Raw genomic sequence first — 16569 nt, 5'->3', positions numbered from 1 at the left:
ACCACGATACCGGGGCACAATAAAAAGCCCGGAACCTCTCGGTCCCGGGCTTTTTGTTAGAGGCGCTTCCTTGCGGACAGGCGATCAATGCTCGCGGCAGAACTGCTCGAAGCGGGTCAGGCCCTCGTTGAGCACGTCCAGCGTGGTGCAGTAGCTCATGCGGATGCCGTCGTCGTAGCCGAAGGCGACGCCCGGAACGGCGGCCACCTTGTAGCGGCTCAGCAGCTTGTCGGTCAGGTTCATCGACTTCAGGCCGAGCTGGCCGGTGTAGATGAAGAAGTAGAAGGCACCCTTCGGCTCCACCACGCGGATGTTGTGGATGGACTTGAGGCGCTGGAACATGAACTGGCGCTTCACGTCATACTCGTCGCGCAGGTCGCTGATGAAGGTCTGGTCGCCCTGCAGCGCGGCGATCGCGGCGTATTGGCCGAAGGTGGTCGCGTTCGAGACCGTGTGGTTCTGGATCTTGTCGATCGCTTCGGCCAGCGGCTTCGGCGCGGCGGTGTAGCCGAGGCGCCATCCGGTCATCGAGTAGGCCTTCGAGAAGCCGTTCACGGTGATGGTCAGGTCGTAGAGCTCCTGGCTCAGCGAGGCGATGGAGACGTGCTTGTTGTCGCCATAGACGAGCTTTTCGTAGATCTCGTCGGAAAGGATGATGATGTCCTCGGACAGGGCGACCTCGCCGATCTCGCGGAGTTCCTTCTCGGTGTAAACGGCGCCGGTCGGGTTCGATGGTGTGTTCAGGATCACCATCTTGGTCGCCGGGGTCATGGCGGCCTCGAATTGCTCGGCGGTCATCTTCCAGCCGTTCGACTCCTGGGTCTCGACGAGCACCGGCTTGCCACCGGCGATCTTCACCATCTCCGGGTAGCTGACCCAGTAGGGGGTCGGGATGATGACCTCGTCACCTTCCTCGACCACGGCGAGGATGGCATTGAAGCAGGCCATCTTCGCACCGGCGGTGACGCAGATCTGCTTGGGGTCGTAGGCCAGGTTGTTGTCGGCAATGAACTTGGCGGCGAGCGCGTCGCGCAGTTCCGGGATGCCGCCGGAAGCGGTGTACTTGGTCTTGCCCTCCTGGAGGGCGACGATGGCGGCGGCCTTGATATGCTCCGGGGTATCGACCTCCGGTTCGCCGCCTGCGAGGCCATAGACTTCCTCGCCGCGGGCGAGCATGGCCTTGGCCTGGTTCGTGACGGCCAGGGTGAGGGAAGGGGTAACCTCTTGGATACGTGATGAAATGCTGTCCATGGAAGCGCGCGGATGGTGTTTCTCGCCCGGTCGGGCGGAGCACGGTCTTTTCGCGCGGCCCCCGGTCGGAGCGGGCGGCTTTTCTGACGGGCAGGAGGCTTTGGCGCAAGTGAAATGGTCCACCGGATGCCGGTCCGGAGGGCTGGATTCTGGACAGGAGTCGGGGATTTTCGTACTCGGGATGCGATGTCGTCGGCATTTCGGCTCTATCTCCTGCCTTTCCTTCTCTCCCAAGCGCTTGCCCTGCCTTCGGGCGTGTGGATCAGGGATGGAGGAGAGGAACCGGCTTTTCGTGAGCGTTTGGAAATTACCGTGGGGAAACATGCATTTTACCACGATGGGGGAGACGTCCGGCCTGCCGAGATCGAGGAAGAAGGAGATACCGTGCGGATTGTCCAAGATGGAGTAGCTCCCCTGACCCTGACTCCGGGCAAAAACGGAGGCTGGACCGACCAAAAGGGTGGGACTTGGGCTGCGAGAGACGAGGTGCTTAAAATCGATCCCGCGTGGACCGAGGTCACCCTGCGCCTCGGCGACCAGTTCGGCCCGGTTCCCGAGGGATTCGGGATCACTTATCGGATCTTGAATGAGAGCGGGTATTGGGACCCGCTTCTGGTCACTCCACTGTTGGCCGACGGAGGAGTCGTGGTGATCAAGGCACCTCTCAATGGCAGTATTCATCTGCGGCCGGAACATCCCGATTTTCCCCGTGGCTACTACTCGGGTAGGTCCGAGATGAGGATTGATGGAGCTGGAGAGCTGAACTTGGAGTTTGCTCGCGGTCAGAAGTTTGTGGGAACAGTGGCCGATGCGATGACCGGAGAGGTCTTGGTGGGAGCACGGGTCTTTCCGATGGTCTTGACCCCTCCCATATTTACTCCTGAGCGAAGTCGCCCGGTCGTTTCTGATGCCCAAGGGAAGTTTGAGATCCGAGGCGTGGAGCGATCCTTGTGGGTGGATCACCCCGACCACGAAAGCCAGAAGGTGGAGATATCCTCAGCGAGGAAGTCAGACGACGGTTCCTTGCTCGTCGTGCTGGAGCGAGGCGAGGCCATCGGCGGCATCGTAACGGATGCCTCAGGACGCCCTCTCAAGGGCGTCGAAGTGTCCGGTGACATCGGCAAGGAGACCTTGAGCGATGCGGAAGGAAAGTTCCGGCTCGCCGGTTTGTCGAGATGGGCGGTCAAGAACACCTGTCGTCTGTATTTTTCAAAGGAAGGGTTTGAGGCTGTCACGCTGGAGGTAAATGAAATCGATGCGGCAGGGGTGAATGTTGCCATGGATGTCCCTCCTAATCTTACCGGTCGTGTCTTGGACGTAGGTGGTCGGCCGGTGGCCAGTTACCGATTGAGCTATAGCTCCGGGTCGGCACCGACCCGCCTCTGGCAGTCGCTTGATGTGATCGCGGCAGATGGGCGGTTCTCATTCTCGCCGAAGGACGTGTCGAAAGATGCAAAGGAGCTTTGGATCGGTGTGGAGTCGTCAGGATACGCCCGATGGGAAGGACTGGTGTCGCTTGATCAGCTCAAGAAGGGCGGTTTCGAATTGGGGATCGTATCGGGGCGCTCGTTGTTGGCCTCGGTGATCCTTCCTGCGACAGCGACTGGTCTGGTCACTGCGGAACTCACTCCCCTGCTGCCGGGGGAGCAGTCGCCCGGCAAGGTGTTCGGTTCATTGAAGGAGTCCTTCAAGCCCGGAGGAATGCTCGTTTTCAATCATCTCAAGCCGGGTCCCTACGAGCTGAGGATCTTCTGTGCCGGGGCAGTCCCACAGCGTCGCTCGATTACCCTGAAAGATGAAAACATCGATATCGGAGAAGTCCGTCTCGGTGGATGCGGCATTGTTTCCGGAAAGACCGCTCTTCTCGCCAAAATTACCGGGCCTTGGGCTTTCGCCGACGGCGAGGTCCTTCTGGACGGATTTCAGGACCCTGTCTTGAAATTCAGGACCGATCGCGATGGCAAGTTTCGCCTCCCCTCCGTCCCTGCTGGTGAGGTTGAAATCAAGGTGACATTCGATTTCGGCGAATCACTGTACCGGAGGGTCGCCAAGGTCACAGTCCCCGAAGGCGGGGAGGTGGAGGCGATCTTCGATAAATGAGTTCGGACCCGCGGCTCAAGCCGTCAGGTCATTCATCCAGCCGCCGCGGGCGGTGACCCATTTGCCTTTCTTGATGACCTCGGGGAAGCCGAGGCCGTGGGAGGCGGCGGCGGTGAAGACGTCCCATGCCTGGCTGGCGAGGATGCCGGAGAGGACGATGTCCCCGCCGGGCTTCAGCGTCTTGATGATCACCGGGAAGGCCTGGATCAGGACGGTGGAGAAGATATTCGCGAGGACCACGTCGTATTTCTTCCGCGGCTTCCACTTCAGGATGTCGAGTTCCTTGGCCTCGATACCCTCCACGTGGTTGCGGGGGAAGTTCCGCTCGGCGACGGCCAGGGCGAAGGGATCGTAGTCGCAGGCAAAGGTGTCACCGGCCCCGAGTTTCTTCGCGGCGATGGCGAGCAGGCCGCTGCCGGTGCCGAGGTCGGCGCAGGTCCACCCGGCGGGGCGGGACTTCGCGATGTCCACGAGGAAGCGCAGGCAGGTCGAGGTGGTGGCGTGGTCCCCGGTGCCAAATGCCATTTCCGGCGGGATGCTGATGATGTCGCGACCGGGAAATTCCTTCTCGAGCGCCTTCAGGTCTTTCGCCGCGGAGGCCTGGGTCACGATGAACTTGTCGCGCACCTTCAGCGGCGGCGGGAGTTCCGGGCCGGCCTTTTTCCAGTCGGCGGAGAGCTTGCGGACGGAGCCGCCGAATTGCTTCGCGATGGCCTCCGCTTCCGGCTTCGTGGCGCAGAAGACCTCCACCCGGACGGATTTGCCGCCCTTCAGGACGTGGAGCACGAAGTTCGGATTGCCGTGGAAGCGATCTTCCCAAGCGTCGAGCCACTTGGAGGCGGAGAGTTTTGACCAGACGAACACGCCCCTGTTTTAAAGGGACGACAGAGAAAGTCCCAACATCATTTTTGCGGATCGAAAGACGCGGCGCTTTGATTGGGTATCCCGTCGAACCCTGATTCCCACCATGCCATCCATCCATCGCCGCCAATTCCTCCAAAAGACCGGCCTCGGTGCCGGTAGTCTCCTGCTCGGCTTTCCCGCGATCGTGCGCGGGCAAAACCTGAACAGCCGCATCAATGTCGCCTGCATCGGCGTCGGCGGGAAAGGGGACAGCGATGTGAATGACGCGGCGAAGTGCGGTGGCACCATCGTGGCGCTGTGCGACGTGGACCGGCGCTTCCTCGACAAGAAGGCGGGCCAATTCCCCGAGGCGAAGAAATTCGCCGACTACCGGAAGATGCTGAGCGAGCTCGGCTCGTCCATCGACGCGGTGACGATCTCGGGCCCGGACCACATGCACGGCCCGGCGGCCATGATGGCGATGGGCATGGGCAAGCACATCTATTGCCAGAAGCCGCTCACCCAGACCGTCTTCGAGGCGCGCGAGCTGAAACGCATCGCCGCGGAAAAGAAGCTGGCCACCCAGATGGGCAATCAGGGCAGCGCCGCCGATGGCCTGCGCCGCGCCGTGGAGGTAATCCACGCCGGGGTCATCGGCGCGCCGAAGGAGCTGCATGTGTGGAGCAATCGCCCGATCTGGCCGCAGGGCATGGACCGCCCGCAGGGATCCAGCCCGGTGCCCGGCCACCTGGATTGGGACCTGTGGCTGGGACCTGCCGCGGAGCGCCCGTATGTGGACAAGGCGTATCACGACTTCGCCTGGCGCGGCTGGACGGACTTCGGCACCGGCGCGCTCGGCGACATGGCCTGCCACACGGTGAACATGCCCTTCCGCGCGCTGAAGCTCGGCTATCCGACCGTGGTGGAGTGTGAAATGGCGTCGCGCATTTACTCGGAAAGCTACCCGCTCACCTCGCGCATCCGCTTCGAATTCCCCGAGCGCGACGGCCTGCCGCCGCTCAAGTTCTGGTGGTATGACGGCGCTCCGGACAAGGAGTTCAAGCCACTGCGCCCGTATCCGAATATCGTGAAGGACGTCGTCGCGATGAAGGGCAGCCTGCCCCCGAGCGGCTGCCTCATCATCGGGGAAAAGGGCATCCTCTTCTCGCCGGACGACTACGGTGCGCAGTTCTTCCTCCAGCTCGAGGGCGAGACCAAGTTCACCAAGGGCGAGGACCACGAGGCGGTGAAGGCAGTGCCGCAGAGCATCCCTCGCTCGCCGGGTCACAATCAGGAGTGGTTCGACATGATGAAGAACGGCACGCCCGCTTACTCGAATTTCGATATCGCCGGCTACCTCACCGAGATCATCCTGCTCGGCTGCATCGCGCTGCGCGTCGGCGAGGGTGTCCGCATGGACTGGGACGGCCCGGGCATGCATTCGCCGAACTGCCCGCAGGCGGCGCAATTCGTGAAGCGGAACAATCGTCCCGGGTGGTAAAAGTCGCTTCGGTCATCGGCGCGGCCGCCATGCTGATGCCGGCATCTGCTTCCGCGCAGGTGCCGGACGAGGCGGCGTACCGTCGTCATGCGCTGACCCGCTCCGGCGATGCGGCACGAGGCAAGGCGCTCTTCCACGAGCAGAGGATGCTATGCGCGCATTGCCACTCGGTGGATGGCAGCGCCAGCAAGGCCGGGCCGGATCTCTTTGCCGCGGGCGATGCCTTTGGCCGGCGCGATCTGATAGAGTCCATCTTGAAGCCCTCCGCGACCATCGCCCCGGGCTATGGCACGGTGATCGTGGAGACGAAGTCGGGCACCACCTTCCAGGGCACGCTCAAGCAGAAGAACGAAGCGGGCGTGGAGATCATGGGTCTCGATGGAAAGCAGGTCTCCATCGCCGCCGCGGACATCAAGGAGCAGTCGGGATCGTCTGTCTCCCTGATGCCCGAGGGGCTCCATCTTCAACTCACCACGGATGAATTCACCGACCTCGTCGAGTATCTGACCACCCTGAAGCAGGAGGAATCCACGCTGGCGGGGGATCGCGGAATGCCGCTGGAAATCCCGAAGCTGGCGAAGCCGGTGAAGGTCGAGCCCTTCTTCGCGAAGGAATTCAAGCTCCCGCGCGTGCGTGCGGAGAGCGGCCTCACCTCGCTGCGCGCCATTCCCGGGTCGCCGGGCGCATTCCTGCTCCTGCACCAGGGCGGCACGATCTGGCGTGTCACGAAGACGACCACGGGAGAAGAGAGCGAGGTCTTCGCGAACCTGACCGACGTGGTCTTCAGTGAACGAGGGCCGAATGGACTGCTGGACGTGGCCTTCCACCCGAAGTTCCGCGAGAACAGGAAATACTATCTCTTCTACCAGACGCTGGAGAAGGGCGAGGTGATCACGCGGATCGAGGAGAAGAAATTCGACCCGGCATTCAAAGGCGATTCGGGGGATGCTCCGCGGCTGCTCATGACCATCGCCAGCGTCGCGGAGGACCATAGCGGCGGCTGCCTGGACTTCGGTCCGGATGGCTTCCTCTATCTCGTGATGGGCGATACCGGACCGCATCACGATCCGAACGGCCACGCGCAGGATCTCGGCCTCCTGTTAGGAAAGGTCATGCGCATCGATGTGGATCGCGAGGAAGGCGGTCGCCCGTACGCGATCCCGCCGGACAATCCCTTCGCCGACCAAGCGGGGGCGCGGCCTGAGATCTGGGCATACGGCTTCCGGAATCCCTGGCGCTTCAGCTTCGATCGCCCCACGGGGGATCTCTGGCTGGCTGATGTGGGGCAGGATCGCTTGGAAGAAGTGGCCATCGTCCGCCGTGGCGAGAATCACGGCTGGAATGTCTTCGAGGGCTTCGAGTCCTTCTCCAGCCAGTATCGGAAGGAAGGGCGCGAGTTCACCCGGCCGGTCTTCGCCTATCGGCGGAAATACGGGAACTCCGTGACCGGCGGTCACGTCTATCGCGGCAAGGCGAATCCGTCTTTCCAAGGCGTCTATGTTTTCTCCGACTACACGTCGAAGATCCTCTTCGGCATCACCGTGGAGAATGGCGTCCTGAAAACCGCGCGCCAGATCGGCACCGCCCCGCAGCGGGTCGTTTCCTTCTGCGAGGATGAGGCGGGCGAACTCTATGTCGTCGGCTATGAAGGCATGATCAGCCGGATCGATTTTTCCGGCGCGCATTTCGAGTGAAGCGACTCCATCTTCCCGTTCGTGAAATCCCTCATCCTCTCCACCTGTGCGGCGCTCGTGCTCCAGCTTTCACCGGCCAGCGCCGTGGAGCATGCGGAAGCGATGATGCGGGCGACCTTCAAGCTCTTCAACAAGGACTCCACGGCGACCTGCTTCCTGCTGCGCGATGGCGCGGAGGTTTATCTCGTTACCGCTGCGCATACCTTTGAGAGGGCCAGCGGCGAGACCTCAATCCTCGTGCTGCGCGAGGTGGACCAAGACGGCGTCTGGAAGCGTCAGGACAAGACGATCTCCATCCGCAAGGGCGACCAGGCACTGTGGACAAAGCATCCCAAGCAGGATCTGGCGGTGATGCGGGTGAAGCTGGATCTGCCCGAGGGTGCCTCCTTGCCGCTCGACGTGGTGAAGTCGGAGGGCTTCCCGGCCTTCGGCGACCCGGTCATGCTGCTGACCTACCCTGCGCGGGTGGAGGCGAATGGCGCGGGCTTCCCGCTCGCCCGGCAGGCGGTGGTCGGGAGCTTCCCCGCCGAACCGATGGCCAAGCATCCCGAATTCATCATTGATGCCACGGCGTGGGATGGGGACAGCGGCGGGCCGGTCTTCATCGACGCCGGCGGTGGCAAGCCGCAGGTGGTCGGGCTGGTGATCTCCCGCATCAATCACGTGGAGAATATCAAAAGCGAGCGCGAGACCCGGAAGATCGAGACGCCCATGGGATTGAGCAAGGCACTCGCTGCTCCGTTGATCTTCGAAACGATCCGCCTGGCGAAGGAAGCCGCCGCCGACCGCTGATGCCTTTCTACGGGGAAGGTAGTAGATCCGTCACCACCATGCGGTGATCGCTGCGGCGGGTGGTCACGGCCCGGCAGCGCATTGCCTTGAAGTGGCTGGTGTGGTGGATCTGGTCGATCCGGTGGACAGGGATGCGGCGCTGGTAAGTGTTTCCCCAACCGGTGCCAGCCTCGATGAAGGAGTCCCGGAAATCCGCGCGGAGCAGGTTCAGGACAGGATCACTGGGTGGAGCATTGAAGTCCCCGCCGAAGATCGCGGGCGTTCCCGAGGCGGTCTCCGCGAAGATCGAAAGCGCGATTGCCAGTTCCTCCCGGCGCTGGGCACGGTTCGCGGCGTGGGTGACCCAGCATTCGCGCTTCCACAGGCGCAGGTCGGTGGCTGCGCTCCTGAGGTGGATGTTCACCACCTCGATGTCCTGCTTGTCCGGCTTCCGCACCGTCACCTGCTGGATGCGGTAGCCGCGCGATTTGGGGTTCACCTCGCGGATGATCGGCCAACGGGAGACCACGCCATTGGACGAGTAGATGCGGTAGTCACCGCGGCCCTGGTAGAGCAGGTCCGCGATCTGGCGGACCTGATGAGGGTGGACTTCCTGGAGCAGGACGATGTCCGGGTCCCAGCGGCGGATGTCATTCGAGGGGTCGCCGCCGCCGGCGGAGTGCGCGCCGTATTGGAAGAAATTGCAGTTCAGGGTCAGGACGCGGACCAGCGGGCGGCCATCCAGATCGCCCGCCGGACCCGGGGTGGGGGCGGACTTGCCGACATTCGCGATCACCCTGGCCTCATCCGCCCCGAGCAGCACGGTCATGGCCCAGATGCCGGTGACGATGAGCGACAGCGGCGCGCGCAGGAACCAGAAGGCGACCGTGGAACAAAGAAGGCCGATCCCCCCCCACACCCAGATGGGCATGACGGTGAAAGCGGCCAGCTTGTCAGGCTGCTCGGCGAAGGCATACACCGTCACCACGTGCAGCAGCAAGGAGCACCCGACGAGCGTCCACCCGGAGCGGCGACGTAGGCGGGAGGAATTCATCGGGGGGAGGGACGGGATGAGGTGCTGTTAGAATGGCAGCCCCATGCCGCCTGTCAGCTTTTTCATCTCCGCCGCAGCAACTTCCTTGCCTTTGTTGACGGCTTCTTGGACGCCCTTGAGTACGAGGTCCTGGAGGAAATCGACGTCCTCGGGATCGACGACCGACTTGTCGATCTTGATCGACACGACGTCGCCGGAGCAGGTGGAGACCACCGTGACCTTGCCGCCGCCGACGCTGGCTTCGACGGTGCGCTTGCCGAGTTCTTCCTGCGCAGCGGCCATACCGGCCTGCATCTGCTGCGCCTGCTTCATGAGTTTCTGGATATTCATTGGGAAAGGATGGTGGATGTAGAATGGCAGATCCCGGGTGAAAAGTCCTGTGCCTTTCTCCGGCACGCGGCACCTCCTGCTTGGAGTTTCACTTCTTGATCGTGGCCGCAAACATCTCGAGAGCGGTCTGGATGAGCGGGTCCTTGTAGAATTCCTCCATCGGATCGACCTTCGGGGCCGCGGGCTCCGGCGGTGCGTCCGGTTCGGGCTTCCATGGCGGAGGCTCGGACTCGACGGGCTCCGGCGTGAGATCGAAGGCGGAACCCTCGTCGGCCATCGCGATCAGGTCGTCCAGTGAGCTGGCTTTCTCCGGCTTCGCGGCTGGCTGTGGCGGCTCTTCCTGAAGGAGTTGTGGGGCGGTTGCTGGAGCAGGTGGCTCGGGTTCGACCTCCACCGGGGCCGGGGGCGTCACTTCCTCGGCTTTCGCCTCGGGCTCCGCGATGGAGATCGGGGCCGGTGTTGCTTCTACCACCGGAGCCGGTGCGGCTGTTGCCGGGGCAGGCGCGGTTGCGGTGGGAGCGATTGTGACCGGCGAGGTGAGCTGATCGGTGGCCCCGGCCAGGACGCGGATCACATCGGAGAGGCGGACTTCGCCGAGCGTCTGGACGGCCTTGATCATGCCGATCTCCAGGTGCAGGCGCTTGTTCGACGCCCACTTCATGCGGCCCTCGGTCTCGGCGAAGACGTCGATGACGGAAAGCAGTCGCTCGGGCGGGTAGGCTTCAGCAGCGGCTTTCAGCGCTTCCCACGTTTCGGTGGGGATGCCGTCGCCGCCTGCGGAGGAGTCGAGCTTCGACACCAGCAGCGCCCGCATGCAGCCGATCAGCTCGCCGAGGAGCTGGGAAAGCTCGCGGCCCGCCTCCGACTCGCGCTGCACGGTGGTCAGCGCCGCCGGGGTATCGCGGGCGAGGATGCTGCCGATGACCGACGCCACGGTCTCCCGCGAGGTGAAGCCGAAGATATCCAGCACGTTCGCCTCGGTGATCGTGTCGCCGCAGAAGGCCACGAGCTGGTCCAGCATCGACTGCGCGTCGCGCATGCCGCCGTCCGCGCCCTTGCCGATCGCCCAGGCGGCGGTCTCGTGCAGGTTCACGCCCTCTTCCTTCGCGATGTGCAGCAGGTGGCTGGCGATGATTTCCGTGGGGATCGGCCGCAGGTCGAAGCGCTGGCAGCGGGACAGGATGGTCGGCAGCACCTTGTGCGCCTCGGTGGTCGCAAAGATGAATTTCACGTGCTCCGGCGGCTCCTCGAGCGTCTTCAGCAGCGCATTGAACGCCGCCGTGGAGAGCATGTGAACTTCGTCGATGTAGTAGATCTTGAATTGCCCGCGGGCCGGGGCGAAGCGGACGGACTCGCGGATATTCCGCACGTCGTCCACCGAGTTGTTTGAAGCGCCGTCGATCTCCAGCACGTCGAGCGAGCGGCCCTCCGCGATCTCCACGCAGGCTTCCTCGTCGGGGTCGAAGTCCGCCTTCGGGCCGCCCGTGCAATTCAGCGCTTTCGCGAGAATGCGCGCCGTGGTGGTCTTGCCGGTGCCGCGCGGGCCGACGAACAAGTAGGCATGCGCCAATCGCTTCTGGGCGATGGCGTTCTTCAACGTCCGCACGACATGATCCTGTCCGAGGACGTCGTCGAAGGTTTTCGGGCGGTATTTCCGGGCGAAGACCTGGTAGCTCACGCGCGGAAGGTGAGGGGGGATTGGAGGGAAGGAAAGTGTGGAATCCTTTTTCGGATCGTCATTCAGCTCAGAAAGCCTTCAATGCGCATTTCGAGGCTCTCTGTGGAGGTGTGGTCGCCGAAGGTGTCCTTTCGTGATTGGCGGATTGCGCTGAATTTTAGACTTTTACCTCAATGCGGGGTGCCCTTGGCTCCGAAGTTCGTTCTTTGCAGGTATGAGTCAGATGCCCACCAGATTTTTCCGATACCGAGCCTTCGATTCACTCACGATAGATTCTCTGTGTAAGGACACTTTGTATTTTTCGACGCCGGGGAGGTTCAATGACCCGCTGGATTGTCGTCCAACGGTGGAGTGCGACTCCGACTTAGAGCAGTTGCGCGGCCTTCTTTCATTTTTAGTCCAGAGGCGGGTTTCTACAGAGACATTTGGATTTCTTCGGAAGGCACGCGTTTCGCAAGAAAGTGCTACTGCGTTCGCCGACAACCGTGCCCAAAAAGAGGCGAGAGAGATCTTGATTCAGATGGCTGATCACGCAGGTCACCCCGACCACGAGTGCTCCAAGGAAGATGCGGAACAATGGTTATTAACGTTGGAGATCCAGAAAGAACTGATTTTGAGCTATGATCGTGGAGTGTGTTGTTTTTCGACTACGTGGAAGAGCCCAGTTCTTTGGAGTCACTACGGTGATCAGCATCGCGGCTTATGTCTGGGCTTTAGTCTGGATCGCGATCCAAAGCCACAGATCCACCGAGCAATTTACTGCGGAAATAGAGGGGTCAAAACTTCCGTCTTAGTTCGGGCCTTTGTTGAGGGTGACCCAAGTGCGAAGAGCCAAATCGATCAGGATGTATTGCTTCGAAAGGCGAGAGGGTGGAGTTACGAGAAAGAGTGGCGCTTGATTGGGGACGAGGGTCTTCAAAGTTCTCCCCTGCTTCTCAAAGATGTGACTTTTGGGTTGAGGGTCTCTGCTTCTGTCGTACATTCCGTTGTTCAATCGATTTCCGGTCGACAAAAGCCCGTTAAATTTTATGAGATCTTTGAGGTTCCGGGAAATTACCAGCTAAAGCGGAGAGCCGTGGATCTTGATGAGATCGGTAGATATTTACCCGTAACTGCAGAATCCGGATTCGAGGCATTTCCGGACACTGACGATAATTAGTATGGTTGGCTGGTGGTAAGAGGCATCGCCATCAGTCGGAGGCGGATGAGCGCTCGGGAACCATTTGCCAAGGCGGCTGGACCGGAGCAGAAATCCCCCGTGATCCCCACCGCCGACGAAAAGAGATCCCGCTACACCGCGGCCCGCGAACGCCTGCATGCCCTTTGGTCGGGGGAGCCGGATACCATCGCCCGGATGGCGGGGGCGGCTTGTGTGCTTCATGAGGCGATGCCGCATGCATTCTGGACCGGATTTTACCGGGTGGTCGGTGGGCAATTGGTGATCGGGCCTTACCAGGGGACGCCGGGATGTTCGCGGATCGGGTGGGGGAAGGGCGTCTGCGGGGCTGCCTGGGCAACCGGGGAGACGCAGGTGGTGCCGGATGTGCATGAATTCCCCGGCCACATCGCCTGCGACAGCCGGGCGGAAAGCGAGATCGTGGTGCCGGTCCGTGACGCCCGGGGCACGGTGATCGCGGTCCTCGACGTGGATTCCACGGAAAAGGAGGCCTTTGACGAGGTGGACCGGGCGGAGCTGGAGGCGATCTTCGCCGGGTGGGCCGTCGGTTGACCGATGATTCTTTCATCGGACTGGCCAGATGCTTCGGAGTGGTTTATAGAACGCGCACATGCCGACCGAATTCAATTCCTCGGGCCTCCTCGAAAACGGAGGGCTGATCATTTGGCTACAGGCGGCGCTCGCATTTTTCGGCGCCGTTTTTGTCGTTGAGCGGCTGTTTTTCTTCCACCGCGCCCGGATCAATGTCGGGGATCTGCTGGTGGGCCTTTCGAATCACGTTCGCCGGAAAGCCTACGCCGAGGCGATGCACGAGGCGGCCCGCGCACCCGGTCCGGTGGCCCGCGTCGCCCATGCCATCCTGCTGCGCCACTCGATGGAGCGTCCTGACCTACGCGACATCGCGCAGGAGGCGGGGCAATTGGAGGTGCCACGAATCGAGAAAAACCTGCGGGGCATCCTCGGTGTGGCGGTCTTGGCTCCCATGACGGGGATGCTGGGCACGGTGCTGGGGCTGTGGAAGACCTTTGAGCAGATGAGCGCCAACGGCAGCTACGCCGGACCAGTCGAGCTGACCTCCGGTGTCGGCACTGCACTGGTGGCTACCGTGGTCGGCCTGGTCATCGCGATCCCGGCCTACCTCTTCTATTTGTATTTCCTTGGTCGGACGAAGCGGCTCCTTCATCGCCTGGAGCGGACGGGAATCGAGATGGTAAACATGATCTGCGACGCCCGGATCGACACGGGAATCGTCTCGATGCGTGATGAACTCGAAGCCCGGCGGCGCGAGGAACGGAAGAAATGAAGTTGGAATCCACGCTGCCGGAACGGCCGGGGTTCCTCTTCGTCGTGCCGGTTTTCAATCTGTGCGGGCTGTTGCTTGTGTTTCTACTGCTCGGCGGGCAGTTCGTGAACCAATCCGGCGTGGCTGTGGAGTTGCCGGTCTCGCGCTTTCAGATGGAGCGCCAGACGGATGCGTCGGTCGTCACCGTGACTGCGGGAGATCCGCCGGGCTATTGGCTGGAGCGCGAGCCGGTGACGCTGGAGCAGCTTTCCGAGCGGCTCGACGCCCGCCGTGGCAGCGAGTCCGGGCCCTCAACCACGGTGCTGTTACGCGTGGACAAGGGCGTGCCAGTGGAGACCCAGCGGACCGTCGCCGAGGTCGCCTTGCAAAAAGGACTGCGGGTTTACCTGCTGGGCCAGCCCGAGGCCGTCGCCGATCCGAAGGAATCGCCATGAATGCCCTCCTTTTCTCCCGGGCGATGCCCCTTTGATCGTCCCTGCGGCTTGAATCCCGCGCCTCCTGTCCACCGATGTTCCATTCCCGCCACAAGCGAACGAGCCGCGACCGCGAGAGCGGTCTCGTCTTCCAGTGGCGCCTGCCGGTGGGGCACACGCTGCGCTTCCTGATGGCGGTCGGCGTGGTTTCTCTGATCACCGCGGGGCTGGCCGCCACGGTGCGGGTGCGGGTGGGGAATGTCCCCCGCCAGCCGGAGCAGCGCGGCTCGCTCATCCTCGTCCCGCACGGGAAGGAGTGGCAATCGCTGGAGCTGATGGCGCTGGAAGCCGGGCCCATGCCCCGCCGGCCGGATCCCGCGGGTGATGTGACGGTGAAGGAGGCCATCGCCCGCTCGATGGCCACCGCCCGTCAGCCGGGGTATCGCTACGAGCCGGAGCTACGCCCGGTGGAGGTGGAGATCCCGCTGGCGATGAAGGACGAGGACGCCTCGACTTCCCCCGGCATCCTGCCACCCCTGCCGGTGCCGGAGCCTCCTTCACAAAATCCGCCGCTGCCGGATCCGCTGCGGCCGCTCGTCCTTTCCAGTGCGGGAATCCGCGCGATCACGCCAGCCACCATGCCGCCTGCCACGCTGGCTCGCGGCAACCGCTACCTGCTCGGCTATGACGGAAGCGGACGCGTCAACCGCGTGACCATGCTCATCTCCGCCGAGCCGGTCCCGGACGACAGCGGCGAGCAGTGGCTCCGCCAGATCATCATCGAGGGCGGGGAAAAGGGCGGCGGATGGACCGCGGTCGAAATCGCGAGCGGATCATGATCGACGTCACCCTCACCGAGCTCGCCGCGTGGACCATCGGGATCGCGATGGGCATCGTGGTCCTTTTCGAGTGGATCTCGCGCTGGTCCGCAGCCGGTGCCGAGCGCCGCTCGCTGCGGAAGAGGGTCACCTGCCGCCTGTGCCTTTTGGTGGTTGAGGATGAGGGGCGCGAGCGTACGTTCCGGTGTCCCCACTGCGGGGCGGACAATGAGAGGGGTCGTAACAAGAGCCTCGGCTGAAAACCGTGGAGCCACGAGGTGAAGCCGCGATCTCGAATCAGGGATGAGGCTTGCCACCCACGACCGCACCCTCTAAGGACCCCCGAAATTCCCGTCACGCCACACGCCCTAAGTCACAAATCATGAGCGAAAGAAGAGTCGTCATCACCGGTATCGGTTGCGTCAGCCCCCTTGGCAACGATTTGCAAACCACGTGGGACGGCATGAAAGCCGGGCGCAGCGGCATCAGCACGATCACGCTGCTCGATCCCGCGCCGTACGAGTGCAAGATCGCCGGTGAGGTGAAGGATTTCTCGCCGGATCAGTATTTCGGCGTGCCGAAGGACTCCCGCCGTTCCGACCGCTACGTGCAGTTCGCCGTGGCCGCGTCGAAGATGGCGCTGGAGGACAGCGGCGTGGATCTGGAGAAGGTGGACCGCCGCCGCTTCGGCGTGATGGTGGGCAGCGGCATCGGCGGCCTCGGCACGCTGGAGCGCGAGCACGAGGTTTGCCTGACGAAGGGACCGAAGCGCGTCTCGCCCTTCACCATCCCGATGATGATTTCCAATATCGCGAGTGGCATCATCTCCATGGAGCACGGCCTCTACGGCCCGAACATGGTGATCGTCACCGCCTGTGCGACCTCGAACCACAACATCGGCGAGGCGTGGCGCATGATCAAATTCGGCGATGCCGATGCATTCCTTTGCGGCGGTGCAGAGGCGACCATCCTGCCGATGGGTCTGGCCGGCTTCGCAAACATGAAGGCGCTGAGCACGCGCAACGACGCGCCGGAGAAAGCGTCCCGTCCCTTTGACGCGGACCGCGACGGCTTCGTGATGGGTGAAGGTGCCGGTGTCGTGGTGATCGAGGAGCTCGAGCACGCGAAGGCCCGCGGCGCGAAGATCTATGCCGAGCTCGTCGGCTACGGCGTGAGTGCGGATGCCCATCACCTCAGCGCGCCATCTCCCGATGGCAGCGGCCCGGCCTATGCCATCGGCATGGCGCTGAAGCACGCGAAGCTGAATGCGGAAGACGTGCAGTATCTCAATGCCCACGCCACCTCGACCGGCCTCGGCGACATCGCTGAAACGCGCGCGATCAAGCTGGCCTTCGGCGAGCACGCGACGAACGGCCTCATGGTCAGCTCCACGAAGTCGATGACCGGTCACATGCTCGGCGCAGCAGGCGGCATCGAGCTCATCGCCTCCATCATGTCCATCGTGGACAACGTGGTGCCGCCGACCATCAACGTCGAAAACCAGGATCCCGAGTGCGATCTGGACGTGGTGCCGAATACGGCCCGCGAGACAAAGGTGGACGTGGCGCTCAGCAACAGCTTCGGCTTCGGCGGGCACAATGCCTCGCTGATCGTGAAGCGCTTCTAAGCCGACGCT

The 16569-nt window shown here is 62.8% G+C and carries 16 protein-coding genes; 11 read left to right on the top strand and 5 right to left on the bottom strand.

The genetic code is table 11. The features are described 5' to 3' along the window. Positions 1-84 precede the first annotated feature (84 nt). Positions 85-1251, bottom strand: a complete 1167-nt coding sequence (locus OKA04_RS19710) for a pyridoxal phosphate-dependent aminotransferase (protein ID WP_264502929.1) — start codon at positions 1249-1251, stop codon at positions 85-87. A 186-nt stretch (positions 1252-1437) separates the two neighbouring features. Between OKA04_RS19710 and OKA04_RS19705 the strand changes: the two genes are divergently transcribed. After that, positions 1438-3351: a carboxypeptidase-like regulatory domain-containing protein gene (locus OKA04_RS19705; RefSeq protein ID WP_264502928.1), complete on the top strand. Its 1914-nt coding sequence runs from the start codon at positions 1438-1440 to the stop codon at positions 3349-3351. A 15-nt stretch (positions 3352-3366) separates the two neighbouring features. On the opposite strand, the gene OKA04_RS19700 is transcribed toward OKA04_RS19705, so the two are convergent. Then, positions 3367-4215: a 50S ribosomal protein L11 methyltransferase gene (locus OKA04_RS19700; protein ID WP_264502927.1), complete on the bottom strand. Its 849-nt coding sequence runs from the start codon at positions 4213-4215 to the stop codon at positions 3367-3369. 103 nt (positions 4216-4318) lie between these two features. Here OKA04_RS19700 and OKA04_RS19695 point away from each other — a divergent pair, with 103 nt between their 5' ends. The 3 genes from OKA04_RS19695 to OKA04_RS19685 are packed head-to-tail and all read left to right on the top strand — an operon-like array spanning position 4319 to position 8181. Then, positions 4319-5695 carry a Gfo/Idh/MocA family protein gene (locus OKA04_RS19695; protein WP_264502926.1) on the top strand — a complete coding sequence of 459 codons (1377 nt, stop codon included), beginning with the start codon at positions 4319-4321 and terminating at the stop codon, positions 5693-5695. Beyond that, positions 5689-7389, top strand: a complete 1701-nt coding sequence (locus OKA04_RS19690) for a PQQ-dependent sugar dehydrogenase (RefSeq protein ID WP_264502925.1) — start codon at positions 5689-5691, stop codon at positions 7387-7389. The genes OKA04_RS19695 and OKA04_RS19690 overlap by 7 nt, the downstream gene beginning before the upstream one ends. A gap of 21 nt (positions 7390-7410) precedes the next feature. Then, on the top strand, positions 7411-8181 hold the full coding sequence (locus OKA04_RS19685) for a S1 family peptidase (protein ID WP_264502924.1): 771 nt from the start codon (positions 7411-7413) through the stop codon (positions 8179-8181). A gap of 7 nt (positions 8182-8188) precedes the next feature. Here OKA04_RS19685 and OKA04_RS19680 read toward each other — a convergent pair whose 3' ends face one another. The 3 genes from OKA04_RS19680 to dnaX form a co-directional block, all read right to left on the bottom strand. Next, positions 8189-9214, bottom strand: coding sequence for an endonuclease/exonuclease/phosphatase family protein (locus tag OKA04_RS19680; protein ID WP_264502923.1), 1026 nt, complete (start codon positions 9212-9214; stop codon positions 8189-8191). A 27-nt stretch (positions 9215-9241) separates the two neighbouring features. Next, entirely contained in the window at positions 9242-9544 is a 303-nt protein-coding gene (locus OKA04_RS19675; RefSeq protein WP_264502922.1) for a YbaB/EbfC family nucleoid-associated protein, read from the bottom strand. A gap of 88 nt (positions 9545-9632) precedes the next feature. Continuing rightward, positions 9633-11222, bottom strand: coding sequence for a DNA polymerase III subunit gamma/tau (gene dnaX, locus OKA04_RS19670; RefSeq protein ID WP_264502921.1), 1590 nt, complete (start codon positions 11220-11222; stop codon positions 9633-9635). A 346-nt stretch (positions 11223-11568) separates the two neighbouring features. On the opposite strand from dnaX, the gene OKA04_RS19665 reads away from it, so the two are divergent. The 7 genes from OKA04_RS19665 (at position 11569) to fabF (ending at position 16560) form a co-directional block, all read left to right on the top strand. After that, the gene (locus OKA04_RS19665) at positions 11569-12381 is read left to right on the top strand and encodes a DUF2971 domain-containing protein (RefSeq protein WP_264502920.1); all 813 of its coding nucleotides are present in this window, start codon (positions 11569-11571) and stop codon (positions 12379-12381) included. A 99-nt stretch (positions 12382-12480) separates the two neighbouring features. Next, positions 12481-12951 (top strand): free L-methionine (R)-S-oxide reductase MsrC, encoded by a 471-nt coding sequence (locus tag OKA04_RS19660; RefSeq protein WP_264502919.1) that lies wholly within the window; start codon positions 12481-12483, stop codon positions 12949-12951. 58 nt (positions 12952-13009) lie between these two features. Then, positions 13010-13702 carry a MotA/TolQ/ExbB proton channel family protein gene (locus OKA04_RS19655; RefSeq protein WP_264502918.1) on the top strand — a complete coding sequence of 231 codons (693 nt, stop codon included), beginning with the start codon at positions 13010-13012 and terminating at the stop codon, positions 13700-13702. Then, positions 13699-14136 (top strand): ExbD/TolR family protein, encoded by a 438-nt coding sequence (locus OKA04_RS19650; protein ID WP_264502917.1) that lies wholly within the window; start codon positions 13699-13701, stop codon positions 14134-14136. Before OKA04_RS19655 ends, OKA04_RS19650 begins: the two co-directional genes overlap by 4 nt. A 74-nt stretch (positions 14137-14210) precedes the next feature. Continuing rightward, positions 14211-14954: a hypothetical protein gene (locus tag OKA04_RS19645; RefSeq protein ID WP_264502916.1), complete on the top strand. Its 744-nt coding sequence runs from the start codon at positions 14211-14213 to the stop codon at positions 14952-14954. Next, positions 14951-15193 (top strand): hypothetical protein, encoded by a 243-nt coding sequence (locus tag OKA04_RS19640; protein ID WP_264502915.1) that lies wholly within the window; start codon positions 14951-14953, stop codon positions 15191-15193. The genes OKA04_RS19645 and OKA04_RS19640 overlap by 4 nt, the downstream gene beginning before the upstream one ends. Before the next feature lie 122 nt (positions 15194-15315). After that, positions 15316-16560 (top strand): beta-ketoacyl-ACP synthase II, encoded by a 1245-nt coding sequence (gene fabF, locus OKA04_RS19635; protein ID WP_264502914.1) that lies wholly within the window; start codon positions 15316-15318, stop codon positions 16558-16560. Positions 16561-16569 lie beyond the last annotated feature (9 nt).

It is taken from the genome of Luteolibacter flavescens (assembly GCF_025950085.1).
Taxonomy (GTDB): domain Bacteria; phylum Verrucomicrobiota; class Verrucomicrobiia; order Verrucomicrobiales; family Akkermansiaceae; genus Haloferula; species Haloferula flavescens.
This window is presented reverse-complemented; position numbering and strand designations above follow the sequence as displayed.

What these genes read in the sequence shown, in the direction of transcription:
- OKA04_RS19710 (WP_264502929.1), bottom strand. Translation starts at nt 1,251, where the DNA reads ATGGACAGCATTTCATCACGTATCCAAGAGGTTACCCCTTCCCTCACC.
- OKA04_RS19705 (WP_264502928.1), top strand. Translation starts at nt 1,438, where the DNA reads ATGTCGTCGGCATTTCGGCTCTATCTCCTGCCTTTCCTTCTCTCCCAA.
- OKA04_RS19695 (WP_264502926.1), top strand. Translation starts at nt 4,319, where the DNA reads ATGCCATCCATCCATCGCCGCCAATTCCTCCAAAAGACCGGCCTCGGT.
- OKA04_RS19680 (WP_264502923.1), bottom strand. Translation starts at nt 9,214, where the DNA reads ATGAATTCCTCCCGCCTACGTCGCCGCTCCGGGTGGACGCTCGTCGGG.
- OKA04_RS19675 (WP_264502922.1), bottom strand. Translation starts at nt 9,544, where the DNA reads ATGAATATCCAGAAACTCATGAAGCAGGCGCAGCAGATGCAGGCCGGT.
- OKA04_RS19655 (WP_264502918.1), top strand. Translation starts at nt 13,010, where the DNA reads ATGCCGACCGAATTCAATTCCTCGGGCCTCCTCGAAAACGGAGGGCTG.
- OKA04_RS19650 (WP_264502917.1), top strand. Translation starts at nt 13,699, where the DNA reads ATGAAGTTGGAATCCACGCTGCCGGAACGGCCGGGGTTCCTCTTCGTC.
- OKA04_RS19645 (WP_264502916.1), top strand. Translation starts at nt 14,211, where the DNA reads ATGTTCCATTCCCGCCACAAGCGAACGAGCCGCGACCGCGAGAGCGGT.
- OKA04_RS19640 (WP_264502915.1), top strand. Translation starts at nt 14,951, where the DNA reads ATGATCGACGTCACCCTCACCGAGCTCGCCGCGTGGACCATCGGGATC.
- fabF (WP_264502914.1), top strand. Translation starts at nt 15,316, where the DNA reads ATGAGCGAAAGAAGAGTCGTCATCACCGGTATCGGTTGCGTCAGCCCC.